A 13,056-nucleotide genomic window follows, 5' to 3' on the forward strand; every position below is an offset into this window, starting at 1 on the left:
CACACGCCCGCAACATGGCTGTCACCGGGGCCCCCTACAGTCCCGCCCATGCTGCTCGACCCCGGCACCGGACCCGTCCGCGCCGCCACCTACCTGCCCTCGACGCCCGAGAACGTCCTCTGGGGCCGGCTGCCGTGCGCCACGGACACGCCGGTGCTCACGGTCGACACCGGCACGGAGGTCACGGTCGACACCCTCAGCCACGAGGGGATCCTCGAGGACCAGGGGCGCGACCCCCGGGCGTTCTTCGGCGCCCACGGCCTGACGGACGTGCTGGCGGACGCCGTCGCGCTGGCGCGGTCCGACCACCCGCACGACCCCGCGCTCGACGGCCCGCACGTCGTGACCGGTCCGATCGCGGTGCGCGGTGCGCGGCCGGGCGACGTCCTCGCGATCACGGTCGTCGAGACGCTCCCGCGCGTCCCCTACGGCGTGATCTCGAACCGGCACGGGCGGGGCGCGCTGCCGGACGAGATGCCGCAGGGCGGCGTCGACGTCGTGAGCGTCGTCGCGCGCCTGGACGCGAGCGGCACCCGTGCCGTGATGCCGCGCGCGGCCGGCAGCGACCGCACGGTCACGTTCCCGCTCGCGCCCTTCCCCGGGATCCTGGGCGTCGCGGTCGCGGGTGACGACCGGCCGCACTCGGTGCCGCCGGGTGCGCACGGCGGCAACCTCGACATCAACCTCCTGCAGGCCGGCGCCACGCTGTACCTGCCCGTGCAGGTCGACGACGCCCTCGCCTACGTCGGCGACCCGCACTTCGCGCAGGGCGACGGCGAGGTCGCCCTCACCGCGCTGGAGGCGTCCCTGCGGGTCACGCTGCGCCTCGACGTCGTCCCCCGCGTCGACGCGGTCGCCGAGCTCGGGCACCTCGTCGGCCCCCTGGTCCGCACGGCCGAGCACCTCGTCCCCACCGGCCTGGACGTGGACCTCGACGAGGCCCTGCGGCGCTGCGTGCGGGCCGCGCTCGACCTGCTCGAGGCGAGGTTCGGCATGGACCGCGCGCACGCGTTCGCGTACCTGTCGGCGGCGACCGACTTCGACGTCTCGCAGGTGGTGGACCGGGTCACGGGCGTGCACGCGCGGATCCGCCTGGCGGACTTCGACGAGCCGCACGCATGAGGACCGACCCGCCCCCCGGCCTGCTGGAGGCACTGCGCGCGTACGAGCGCGCGCTCGGCACGGACGACCTCGCCGCGCTCGACCGCCTGTTCACCCCCGGACCGGCGACCCTGCGCGGGGACGCGACGGGTCTGCTGGTCGGGCACGACGAGATCGCGGCGTTCCGGGGCGCCCGCGGCGGCGCGCCGACGCGTCGCCTGGTGGAGGTGCACGTGCGCACGGTCGACGACGACCACGCGCTGGTCGTGGCCGTCACCGAGCCGGTCGGCGGCGGGCGGGGGCAGCAGACGCAGCTGTGGGAGCGCGGCGCGGGCGGCTGGGTCGTCGTGGCAGCGCACGTGCACGCCCCGGGACCGGCGTTCGACTCGCGCGTGTGGCGCGTGCTGGGCGACCCCCTCGTCGCCGGGCTCGACGACGGCCCGCTGGCGGGTCGCACGGTCGCGGTGAAGGACCTGTTCGCCGTGGCCGGGCAGCGGGTCGGCGCGGGCAACCCGACGTGGCTCGCGGCGGCTCCGGTCGCGACCCGCCACGCGGCCGCGGTCGACCGGCTGCTCGCCGCGGGTGCCGACGTCCGCGGCGTCGCGCGCACCGACGAGCTCGCGTACTCCCTGGCGGGCACCAACGCCCACACGGGCACGCCACCGAACCCACGGGCGCCAGGCCGTGTGCCGGGCGGGTCGTCGTCGGGCTCGACGGCGGCCGTCGCGCTGGGGCAGGCCGACGTCGGCCTGGGCACGGACACGGGCGGCTCGATCCGCGTGCCCGCGTCCTACCAGGGGCTCCACGGGATCCGGACGACGCACGGCGCGGTGCCGACGGCCGGCCTCGTCCCGCTCGCGCCGACGTTCGACACCGTCGGCTGGCTGACGCGCGACGTCGACCTGCTCGCCGCCGTGGGCGACGTCCTGCTGCCGGCCGGCCCGGGCGGGGCCTGGTCGCCGCACCTGACCGTGAGCCCGGCGCTGCTCGCCCACGCGCACGAGGACGTGGCGGGACGCGTGGCGGCGTTCGCGCGGCACGCGGGCGCGACGCCCACCGACCGGTGGGACGGCGTCGACCTCGCGGAGTGGGCCGAGGTGTTCCGTGTGCGGCAGGCGTGGGAGGCGTGGCAGGAGCACGGCGCCTGGGTCGACGCGCACCCCGGCGCGCTGGGTGCCGACGTGGCCGGCCGGTTCGCCGCCGCGTCGCGCGTGGGTGACGACGCGGGCGCGGCCGCCGGCGTGCGACGCGGGCTGATCCGGCAGCAGGTCCTCGAGCTCGTGGGCGACGACGTCCTGCTGCTGCCGGCGTCCGCGTCGGTGGCCCCCCGCCCCGATCCCGCCGAGCTCGAGACCGTCCGTGCCGCGACCCTGCGCCTGACCTGCGTCGCAGGACTGGGCGGTCTGCCCGCGGTCGTCCTGCCGTGCGGGACGGGGCCCGACTCCCCGTCCGACGCCCCGGACGCCGAGGGCGCGCCCTGGCTGCCGGGCCGCCGGGCGCCCCTGCCGGTCGGGGTGTGCCTCGTCGCCGCTCCGGGCAGGGACCGCGAGCTCCTCGCCCTGGCCCGCGATATGTCGTCACGCCGCTGAAACACGCGTGTCCCTCGACGCACACATCGCACGCCTACGGTCGGCGCAAGCGAGAGGACACGAGCATGCTGCTGGAGGAGTTCCACGCGCTGCCGGTGGCGGCCGCGGAGGCGCTGGTGCGGACCTGCGCCGACGTGCCGTGGTGGGCCGCTGCAGTCGTGGCGGCGCGCCCGTACCCGTCCGTCTCGGCGCTGCGCGCGCAGGCCGACGTGCAGGCGTTGGCGTGGGGCGCCACGGACGTCGCGCAGGCCCTGGCCGACCACCCCCGCATCGGTGAGCGGCACCGCGCGGCGGGCGCGACGGCGGACCTGTCGGCGCGCGAGCAGGCCGGGGTCGACCCGGGCGACGCGGACGTCGCCGCTCGTCTGGCTGCGGGCAACGCCCGCTACGAGCGGCGCTTCGGGCGCGTGTTCCTGGTCCGCGCCGCCGGTCGCAGCAGCACCGAGATCCTCGCGCTGCTGGAGCAGCGCCTGAGGCACGACGACGCGACCGAGGCCGAGGTCGTCGCCCAGCAGCTGCGCGAGATCGCCGCCCTGCGCCTCGTCGGCCTCGTCACCGGTGACCCCCGCCCGTCGGAGCCGTCCGTCACGTCGGCGCAGGTGACCGGGGCATGACCACCTGCTCGACGCACGTCCTCGACGCCGCTGCCGGCCGACCGGCGGCGGGCGTCGCCGTCACGCTGCACGCGGCCGACGGCACGCTCCTGGAGTCCGGCCGCACCGACGACGACGGCCGGCTGCGCTGGTCCGCCGACCTCGCGACCGGCACGTACGGCCTGCGGTTCGCGACGGGCGCGTGGTACGCCGCGGCCGACGTCGCGACGGTCCACGCCGCCGTGCACCTCGAGGTGCTCGTCGACGGCGCGCAGCCCCACTACCACCTGGCGCTGCTGCTGAGCCCGTTCGCCTACACCACGTACCGAGGGAGCTGACGCATGGCCGTGGGAGACGTCGTCCTGGGAGCGAACCAGTACGGGAAGGCCGAGGTGCGCCTCGTGCGGGTCACGCGTGACACCCCGGTGCACGAGATCGAGGACCTCACGGTCACCACGCAGCTGCGCGGTGACTTCGAGGCGTGCCACACGACGGGCGACAACGCCCACGTGGTGGCGACCGACACCCAGAAGAACACCGTGTACGCGTTCGCGAAGCGGTACGGCGTCGGGTCGCCGGAGCGCTTCCTGCTGCGGCTGGGGCGGCACTTCGTCGACGGGTTCGACCAGGTCACCGGCGGGCGCCTCGCCGCGGAAGTGCACGCGTGGGACCGCATCGCGGTGGACGGCGAGCCGCACGACCACGCGTTCGTCCGCACGGGACGCGAGACACGGCGCGCGGTGGTGCAGCTCGACGGCGACGACGTCCACGTGATCTCCGGCTTCACGGGTGCGACGGTGCTGAAGTCGACCGGCTCGGAGTTCTGGGGCTTCCCGCGGGACGCCCACACCACGCTGGCGGAGACGAAGGACCGCGTCCTCGCGACGTCGGTGACCGCCTGGTGGCGGTGGACCGACGCCGACGTGGACTTCGAGGCGCGCTACCCCGTCGTGCGCGACCTGCTGCTGTCGACGTTCGCGCAGGTGCACTCCCTGGCGCTGCAGCACACGATCTTCGCGATGGGCCGGGCCGTGCTCGAGGCCTGCGACGACGTCGCCGAGGTGCGGCTGTCGTGCCCCAACAAGCACCACTTCCTCGTCGACCTCGAGCCCTTCGGCCTGGAGAACCCGAACGAGGTGTTCTACGCCGCCGACCGCCCGTACGGCCTGATCGAGGCGGCCGTGCACCGCGAGGGCGATCCCCCGGTGCCCCACGTCTGGGCATCCGTGCCCGGTTTCGTCTGAAGGGGGCGACGATGACGACGACGGCCGAGAGCGGCGCGCCCGTGCCGCGGGCCGGCACCGAGCCGGTCCCCGGTGACCTGCTCACCGCCGTGCGCGGCCGGCAGGTGCTCCTCGACGGCGTCCTGCGTCCGGCGACCCTGCACCTCGCCGACGGGCGGGTGAGCGCGGTCGGTCCGTACGACGACCCCGTCGACGGCCCGGTCCTCGCGGCACCCGACCACGCGTACGTCCTGCCCGGTGTGGTCGACACGCACGTGCACGTCAACGAGCCGGGCCGCACGGCGTGGGAGGGGTTCGCGTCGGCGACGCGCGCGGCCGCCCTGGGGGGCGTGACGACGCTCGTCGACATGCCGCTCAACAGCATCCCGCCGACCACGACGACCGCGGGGCTCGCGGCCAAGCGGCGCGCCGCGACCGGGCAGCTGTCGGTGGACGTCGCCCTGTGGGGCGGCGCGGTGCCCGGCAACCTCGACGACCTGCGCCCGCTGTGGGACGCGGGGGTCATGGGCTTCAAGTGCTTCCTGTCGCCGTCGGGCGTCGAGGAGTTCGCGCCGCTGGGTCCCGCGGGCTTCGACGCGGCGCTGCGCACGGTCGCGGCGTTCGACGGCCTGGTGATCGTGCACGCGGAGGACGCGGACGTGCTGGCGGGCGCCCCGGTCCGCCCCGGCGGCGCGTACCGGGACTTCGTGGCGTCGCGCCCCCACGAGGCGGAGACCGCGGCGATCGCGCGCGTCGTCGCGGGTGCGCGCACCACGGGCTGCCGCGTGCACGTGCTGCACCTGTCCAGCGCCCGCGCGCTCGACCTGCTGGCCGACGCGCGCGCCGAGGGCCTGCCCGTGACCGTCGAGACGTGCCCGCACTACCTGACGTTCGACGCGGACCGGATCCCGGACGCGTCCCCGGCGCACAAGTGCTGCCCCCCGATCCGCGACGCCGGCAACCGCGAGGCGCTGTGGGACGGCCTGCGCGCGGGGGTCATCGACGTCGTCGTGACGGACCACTCGCCCTCCACCGCGGCCGAGAAGCTGCGCGGCGGCGGGGACCTGCAGCAGGCGTGGGGCGGTGTCGCCGGGCTGCAGGTCGGGTTCCAGGCCGTCGCGCACGGTGCCGCGACGCGCGGCATCGACGTCGCCGACGTGAGCCGCTGGATGTCCGCGTCCACCGCCGACCTCGTGGGCCTCGCGCACAAGGGCCGGCTGGCGCCCGGCGCCGACGCGGACGTCCTGGTCCTCGACCCGCACGTCCCCCTGCACGTGGACGTGCGGGCCCTCGCCCACCGCAACCCCGTCAGCGCGTACGACGGTGTCGAGCTCTCGGCGTCGGTGACGGCGACCGTCCTGCGCGGACGCGTCGTGGCGCGCGACGGCGCGGTGACGGCCGGCACGGGGCGTCTGCTGTCCCGCCCGTGAGGCGACGCGGCGTCATCCGGCGCGCACCCGACGGAAACCTCGGTGAAACGGCCGTTTCGTAGCGTGCCGACCATGACCCTGCACCCGCCGCACCGCCTGCTCATGGGGCCCGGGCCGATCAGCGCCGACCCCCGCGTGCTGCGGGCCATGTCCGCGCCGCTGGTCGGCCAGTTCGACCCGGTGATGACGGGGTACATGAACGCGACGCAGGACCTGTACCGCCAGGTGTTCCGCACCGCGAACGACGCGACGCTCCTGGTCGACGGCACCGCGCGTGCCGCGATCGAGGCGTCGGTCGTCTCGCTCGTCGAGCCGGGCGACCGCGTGCTCGTCCCCGTGTTCGGGCGGTTCGGGCACCTCCTGGTGGAGATCGCACGCCGTGCCGGCGCGCAGGTCGAGACCGTCGAGGTGCCGTGGGGGCAGGTCGTCGATCCCCAGCGGGTGGCGGACGCCGTCCGGACCCACCGCCCCCGGCTCGTCGCGGTCGTCCACGGCGACACGTCGACCACGATGCGCCAGCCGCTGGCCGACATCGGCGCCGTCTGCGAGGAGCACGATGCGCTGCTCTACGTCGACGCGACCGCGTCCCTCGGCGGCAACGACGTGCGCACCGACGACTGGCGCCTGGACGTCGTGACCGCGGGGCTGCAGAAGTGCCTCGGCGGGCCGTCGGGCAGCGCGCCGGCGACGTTGTCGGACCGCGCCCGAGACGCGGTGCAGGCGCGTCGGCACGTCGAGGAGGGCCTGCGCACCGACGACGACGAGCCGCGCGGCACCGTCATCGGCTCCAACTACCTCGACCTCGCACAGCTGCTCGACTACTGGGGGCCCCGCCGCCTCAACCACCACACCGAGGCCACGTCGATGCTGTACGCGGCGCACGAGTGCGCGCGCATCGTCCTCGAGGACGGGCTGGACGCGACGATCGAGCGCCACCGTGTCGCGGGCGCGGCGATGGCCGCGGGCGTCGAGGGGCTGGGGCTGCGGCTCTTCGGCGACCCGGCGCACCGCATGCACAACGTGGTCGCGGTGCACGTCCCGGACGGCGTCGTCGCCGACGCGGTCCGCCAGTCGATGCTCGACGACTTCGCGATCGAGATCGGCACGTCGTTCGGCCCACTGCACGGGCGGGTGTGGCGCATCGGGACGATGGGCTGGAACGCCCGCCGCGACGCCGTCCTGACGACGCTCGCGGCGCTCGAGCACGTGCTGCGCGCGCACGGCGCCACGGTGCCGACCGGCGGCGGCGTCACCGCGGCGCAGGCGGTGCTCGCCGCATGACCACGGCCGCCGACGTCCTGGCCCGCTGCGACGCGCTCGCTGCGTGCAGCGACAACCCCGACCACCTCGACCGTGCGCACCTGACGCCCGCGCTGGCCGCCGCCCACGGCCTCGTCGAGGGCTGGATGACCGCAGCGGGCCTGCGCACGTGGCGCGACCAGGCGGGCAACCTGTGCGGACGTGTCGAGGGCCGCGAGCCAGGGCTGCCGGCGCTGCTCCTGGGCTCGCACCTCGACACCGTCCCCGACGCGGGCCGGTACGACGGCATGCTCGGCGTCCTCATGGCCGTCGCGGTGGTCGAGCGGCTGCGCGACGAGGTGACGACCTGGCCGTGCGCGCTGGAGGTCGTCGGCTTCACGGACGAGGAGGGCGCGCGCTTCGGCACCGCGCTCCTGGGGTCGCGCGCGCTGGCGGGCTCGTGGGACGACGCGTGGTGGGCGCTGCGGGACGCGGACGGCACGACGCTCGCGCAGGCGGCCCGCGACTTCGGGCTCGACCCCGCACGGATCGGCACCGCCGCCCGGCAGCCCGACGACCTCGTGGGGTACCTCGAGGCGCACATCGAGCAGGGACCGCTGCTCGAGGAGGCCGACCGCTCGCTGGGCGTCGTGACCTCGATCGCCGGCGCGCAGCGGTTCCGCGTCGAGGTGGTCGGCGAGGCGCGGCACGCGGGCGGCACGCCGTACCCGCGGCGCCGCGACGCGCTCGTGGGCGCGGCCGAGGCCGTCCTGCTGGTCGAGAGCACGGCCCGCAGGACGGGCGCCATCGCCACGGTCGGGCAGATCAGCGTCGAACCGGGCGCCGTCAACGTCATCCCGGGCCGGGCGGTGTTCTCCGTCGACCTGCGCGCCGCGACCGACGCCCAGCGCGATGCCACGCGCCACGAGCTGCTGACCGGGCTCGAGGCCCTGTGCGCCGCGCGCGGCCTGCGCATGACCGTCACGGACCTGTACGAGGCGCCCGCGACGCCGTGCGCCGGGTGGCTGCGCGACGCGCTGCGCTCCGGTGTCGTCGCGTCGGGCGACGGCGACCCGATGGACGTGTGGAGCCCGGCGGGGCACGACGGCATGGCCGCGGCGGCCGTGACGGACGTCGGCATGCTGTTCCTCCGCTGCCACGACGGCATCAGCCACCACCCCGACGAGGCGGTCCGCGAGCAGGACGTCGCCGCCGGGCTCGACGCGTTCACGACCGCCGTGCGGGAGGTCGCGCACCACGCCCCGGCGCGCACGGCGCCCGGTGACGGACGGAGCGGCGCGCGGGCCGAGGCACGGGCATGACGACCGTCCCGGCCGCCGTCGTCCCGGCCGCCACCGTGCCGGCGGCCGCCGCCACCGACGTCGACGGTCTGCGCCTCGACGAGCGCGTGGTGGCCCGCTACGCCGAGCTGCCACCGCAGGAGCGGCGGGGTGCGGACGTGCTGCTCGAGCACTTCGGCGACCTCTCGACCTACACGGCGGCCGAGCTCGCGACGCTCGCCGGGGTGTCGAAGGCCACCATGAGCCGGCTGTTCCGCAGCCTGGGCTTCGACGACTTCACCCAGGTCCGCGACCACGTGCGCGGCCTGCGCCAGCACGGGGTGCCGGTGACGCTCGGTACCGCACCGGACCTCGACGCGCACGCCGCGGCGGAGGCCGTCGCGGTGCGGGCGGCGGTCGCGGCGCTCGGGGTGCACCTCGACGCCGTCGCCGACGTGCTGGCCCACGCGCCGCGGGTCGTCGTCGTCGGCCTGCGCAGCAGCTACCCGGTCGCGCTGCACCTGCGCCAGCAGCTCACGCAGGTGCGCCCGCACGTCACGCTCCTGCCCCAGCCCGGGCAGTCGTGGTCGGAGGACGTCGTGGACCTGTCGCCGCAGGACGTGGTGGTGCTCGTCGCGTTCCGGCGCCGGCCGCCGGGCGTGCGGGCGCTCGCCGAGCGGGTACGGGCCGGCGGGACGCCCGTGGTGCTCGTCGCCGACCCGACGGCGCGCGCGCTCGCGGCTCACGCCACGTGGTGGCTCGAGTGCCCGGTGCAGGCGCGGGGCGCGTTCGACTCGTACGCCGCCGCGTCGTCCGTCGTCGCCGCGCTGGCCGACGCCGTCCTGGCACGCCGCGGGCGCACGGGCGAGCAGCGGGTCGCCGCGATCGACTCGGCGTACCGCACGCTCGGCGAGGTCGAGGTGCGCTGATGGACCTCGCCGTGACGTCTCTGCGGTCCGCCCGCACGCGGGCCGACCTGCGCCTGGCGCCCGGGGAGCGGCTGCTCGCGGGCGGGACGTGGCTGTTCTCCGAGCCGCAGCCCGGCGTGACGGGCCTCGTCGACCTCACGACGCTGGGGTGGGCGCCCGTCGAGCGCACGGCCGACGGGCTGCGGATCGCCGCGACGTGCACGGTCGAGCAGCTCGCGGCGTCCGCACCCGACCCCGCCTGGACGGCGTGGCCGCTGGTCGGCGCGTGCGCCGACGCGCTGCTCATGTCGTTCAAGGTCCAGGGGCAGGCGACGGTCGGCGGCAACGTCGCGCTCGCCCTGCCCGCGGGGGCGATGACGACGCTGCTGACGGCGCTCGACGCGGTCGCGGTCGTGTGGACGACGGACGGCGGGGAGCGGCGAGAGGCCGTGGCGGACCTCGTCGTCGGGCCCGGCCGCACCACCCTCGAGCCCGGTGAGGTGCTGCGCGCGTTCGACGTCCCGGAGCACGCGCTGAGCTCGCGCGTCGCGGTGCGCCAGGTGTCACTGACGGCGGTGGGACGGTCCGCCTCGCTCGTGGTCGCGCGACGCGACGCGAACGGCACCGTGACGCTCACCGCGACCGCCGCGACGCCGCGCCCGGTCCAGCACCGGTTCCCCGCTGCGCCCACGTCCGCGCAGGTCAGCGGGGTCCTGTCGGACGTCGAGTGGTACGACGACGTCCACGGCGCCCCCGACTGGCGGCGCGCCGTGACGACGCTGCTCGCGCACGAGGCCGTCGGGGAGGTGACCGCATGAGGGTCGACGGTCAGGAGGTCACCGCCGCGCCGGCCCCCGGCCAGTGCCTGCGCACCTTCCTGCGCCAGGAGGGGCACGTCGCGGTGAAGAAGGGCTGCGACTCCGGCGACTGCGGCGCGTGCACCGTGCTCGTCGACGGGCAGCCGCGGCACGCGTGCCTGGTGCCCGCCGCGCGCGCGGTCGACTCCGAGGTCACCACGGCGGCCGGCCTCGGCACGCCGGACGACCTCAGCCCGGTCCAGCGGGCGTTCGTCGACGCACAGGGCTTCCAGTGCGGGTTCTGCACGGCCGGCATGGTCGTCACCGCGAGCGCGCTGGCCGACGACGACGGGCACGTGCACCTCGACGAGGACGGCCTGGTCCGCCGCTTCAAGGGCAACCTGTGCCGGTGCACGGGCTACCGGTCGGTGCGCGACGCCCTGGCGGGCAAGACGAACGTCGTGCGGGACGGCGGGGTGGGCGACTCCGTCGCCGTGCCCGCGGGGCGGCGCATCGTGTGCGGGCGCGAGCCGTTCACGCTCGACGAGCCACCGGCCGGTCTGCTGCACCTGGCCGTGCTCGGGGCGCCGCACGTCCACGCGCGGATCCTCGCGATCGACACCAGCCGCGCCGAGGCGCTGCCCGGCGTGCACCTGGTGCTCACCCACCGCGACTCCCCCGACGTGCTCTTCTCGACCGGCCGCCACCAGCACCGCACCGACGACCCGGACGACACCCGCGTGCTCGACGACGTCGTGCGCTTCCACGGTCAGCGCGTCGCGGCGGTCGTGGCCGACTCGGTGGCGGTCGCGCAGGCGGCGTGCGCGCTCATCGACGTGGCGTACGAGCCGCTGCCCGCCGTGCTCGACCCGCAGGAGGCGCGCCGCCCCGGCGCTCCGCTGGTGCACGGCGACAAGGACGCCACGGCATCGCGCATCGCCGACCCGGCGCGCAACGTGGTGGCCGCGAGCCACGGCGAGGTCGGGGACGTGGCCGCCGCCCTGGCGGCGTCGGCGCACGTCGTGCGGGGTACGTGGCGCACGGCCCGCGTGTCGCACACCGCGCTCGAGACGCACGCGGCGGTGGGGTGGCTCGACGACGACGGGCGGCTCGTGGTCCGCACCAGCACGCAGGTCCCGTTCCTCGTGCGCGAGGAGCTGTGCCACGTGTTCGGCCTCGACCGCGAGCGCGTGCGGGTCGTGGCGGCGCGCGTCGGGGGCGGGTTCGGCGGCAAGCAGGAGCTGCTCACGGAGGACCTCGTGACGCTCGCGGTGCTGCGCACGGGCCGTCCCGTGCAGTACGAGATGACGCGCGAGGACGAGCTCGCGCTGGCGCCCTGCCGGCACCCGGTCCGCGTCGAGGTCACGCTGGGCGCCGACGCCGACGGGCACCTGACCGCGATGCACCTCGACGTGCTCACCGACACCGGCGCCTACGGCAACCACGCGCCGGGCGTGCTGTTCCACGGCATCCACGAGTCGGTCGCGCAGTACCGGTGCCCTGCCAAGCGCGTGGACGCCGAGGCGGTGTACACCCACCAGCTGCCCTCGGGCGCGTTCCGCGGGTACGGGCTGGGGCAGGTGATGTTCGGGCTCGAGTCCGCGATCGACGAGCTGGCGCGCGAGGTCGGCCTCGACCCGTTCGAGATGCGCCGTCGCAACGTCGTGCGGCCCGGCGACCCGTTCCTCGTCAACCACGCCGACACGACGACCGACCTGGGGTACGGCCTGGTCGAGCCGGGCGACGACACCCCGTCCTACGGGCTCCTCGAGTGCCTGGACCTGGTGCAGGACGCACTGGTCACGACGCGCGGGGGTGACGCGGCGGTCGTGCCGGTCGGCGACCGGTGGCGCGTCGGCGAGGGCATGGCTGTCGCGATGATCGCGACGATCCCGCCGCGCGGTCACCACTCGACGGCCGAGGTCTCGGTCGACGCCGACGGGCGCTACGAGGTCGCGGTCGGCACCGCCGAGTTCGGCAACGGCACGTCGACCGTGCACGTGCAGCTCGTCGCCACCGCGCTGGGCACGACGCCCGACCGCGTGCGGCTGCGGCAGTCGGACACCGACCGCGCCGGGTACGACACGGGGGCGTACGGGTCGACGGGGTCGGTCGTCGCGGGACGGGCGGTCGCGCAGGCGGCAGCGCTGCTGCGTGACGACCTGGTCGCGGCGGCCCGTCACGTCGTCGAGGGCGCGCACGAGGCGGGCGTCGCGTCGGGCGTCGCGTCGGACGTCGCGGGCGGGGACGGCCCGACGGACCACGACGCCCCCGTGGTCGGACCGGACGGCGTGCGCGTCGGCGGCCGCCTCGTGACCTTCGCCGAGCTGGGCCCCCGCAGCGCCGAGGGCACGCACCACGGCAGCCCGCGCTCGGTCGCGTTCAACGTCCACGGCTTCCGCGTCGCGGTCGACACCGCGACCGGCAGCGTGCGGATCCTGCAGTCGGTGCAGGCCGCCGACGCGGGCGTCGTCCTCAACCCCGAGCAACTGCGCGGTCAGATCGAGGGCGGCGTCGCCCAGGGCATCGGCTCGGCGCTCCAGGAGGAGACGCTGCTGCGCGACGGGGTCGTGGTCACGCGCGCCCTCCGGGCCTACCGCGTGCCGCAGATGGCCGACGTCCCCCCGACGCGCGTGCTGCTGGCGCGCACGCGCGACGGCCTGGGCCCGCACGGCGCGAAGTCGATGAGCGAGGCCCCGTACAACCCGGTCGCGCCGGCGCTAGCCAATGCGGTGCGCGACGCGCTCGGCGTGCGCCCGCACGAGATCCCGATGACGAAGGACCGGGTGTGGCGGCTGGCGCGGGCAGCGGCGGCGTCCTGAGGAACAGGTGCCGCCAACGCGGCCAGTTGGCGAACCACCCGGTGACCGGGTCAGGCGAGCGAGCTCTGGACCCT

The 13,056-nt window shown here is 76.2% G+C and carries 11 protein-coding genes; all 11 read left to right on the forward strand.

All coding sequences use genetic code 11. The features are described from left to right. Positions 1–48 precede the first annotated feature (48 nt). The 11 genes from IR158_RS04700 to IR158_RS04750 all read left to right on the forward strand — a co-directional run bounded on the left by IR158_RS04700 (position 49) and on the right by IR158_RS04750 (position 12,982). On the forward strand, positions 49–1,122 hold the full coding sequence (locus IR158_RS04700; protein WP_291810187.1) for an acetamidase/formamidase family protein: 1,074 nt from the start codon (positions 49–51) through the stop codon (positions 1,120–1,122). Further along, on the forward strand, positions 1,119–2,690 hold the full coding sequence (locus IR158_RS04705; protein WP_291810188.1) for an AtzH-like domain-containing protein: 1,572 nt from the start codon (positions 1,119–1,121) through the stop codon (positions 2,688–2,690). Before IR158_RS04700 ends, IR158_RS04705 begins: the two co-directional genes overlap by 4 nt. A gap of 65 nt (positions 2,691–2,755) precedes the next feature. Next, the gene (gene uraD, locus IR158_RS04710) at positions 2,756–3,304 is read left to right on the forward strand and encodes a 2-oxo-4-hydroxy-4-carboxy-5-ureidoimidazoline decarboxylase (protein WP_291810189.1); all 549 of its coding nucleotides are present in this window, start codon (positions 2,756–2,758) and stop codon (positions 3,302–3,304) included. Continuing rightward, entirely contained in the window at positions 3,301–3,621 is a 321-nt protein-coding gene (gene uraH / locus IR158_RS04715) for a hydroxyisourate hydrolase (protein ID WP_291810191.1), read from the forward strand. Before uraD ends, uraH begins: the two co-directional genes overlap by 4 nt. 3 nt (positions 3,622–3,624) lie before the next feature. Continuing rightward, entirely contained in the window at positions 3,625–4,527 is a 903-nt protein-coding gene (gene pucL, locus IR158_RS04720; protein WP_291810192.1) for a factor-independent urate hydroxylase, read from the forward strand. A gap of 11 nt (positions 4,528–4,538) precedes the next feature. After that, a complete protein-coding gene (gene allB, locus IR158_RS04725) occupies positions 4,539–5,936 on the forward strand; it encodes an allantoinase AllB (protein ID WP_291810194.1) in 1,398 nt (465 codons plus the stop codon). Between the two features lie 72 nt (positions 5,937–6,008). Next, positions 6,009–7,217 carry an alanine--glyoxylate aminotransferase family protein gene (locus IR158_RS04730; RefSeq protein WP_291810198.1) on the forward strand — a complete coding sequence of 403 codons (1,209 nt, stop codon included), beginning with the start codon at positions 6,009–6,011 and terminating at the stop codon, positions 7,215–7,217. Continuing rightward, positions 7,214–8,497, forward strand: coding sequence for an allantoate amidohydrolase (locus IR158_RS04735; RefSeq protein ID WP_291810200.1), 1,284 nt, complete (start codon positions 7,214–7,216; stop codon positions 8,495–8,497). The genes IR158_RS04730 and IR158_RS04735 overlap by 4 nt, the downstream gene beginning before the upstream one ends. Continuing rightward, on the forward strand, positions 8,494–9,384 hold the full coding sequence (locus IR158_RS04740) for a MurR/RpiR family transcriptional regulator (protein WP_291810203.1): 891 nt from the start codon (positions 8,494–8,496) through the stop codon (positions 9,382–9,384). Before IR158_RS04735 ends, IR158_RS04740 begins: the two co-directional genes overlap by 4 nt. Next, positions 9,384–10,181 (forward strand): FAD binding domain-containing protein, encoded by a 798-nt coding sequence (locus IR158_RS04745; RefSeq protein ID WP_291810206.1) that lies wholly within the window; start codon positions 9,384–9,386, stop codon positions 10,179–10,181. Before IR158_RS04740 ends, IR158_RS04745 begins: the two co-directional genes overlap by 1 nt. Next, positions 10,178–12,982, forward strand: a complete 2,805-nt coding sequence (locus IR158_RS04750; protein WP_291810209.1) for a molybdopterin cofactor-binding domain-containing protein — start codon at positions 10,178–10,180, stop codon at positions 12,980–12,982. The genes IR158_RS04745 and IR158_RS04750 overlap by 4 nt, the downstream gene beginning before the upstream one ends. The last annotated feature ends 74 nt before the right edge of the window (positions 12,983–13,056 follow it).

Origin of the sequence: Cellulomonas sp. (genome assembly GCF_015234515.1) — a bacterium.
In the GTDB taxonomy this organism is placed as follows: Bacteria; Actinomycetota; Actinomycetes; order Actinomycetales; family Cellulomonadaceae; genus Cellulomonas.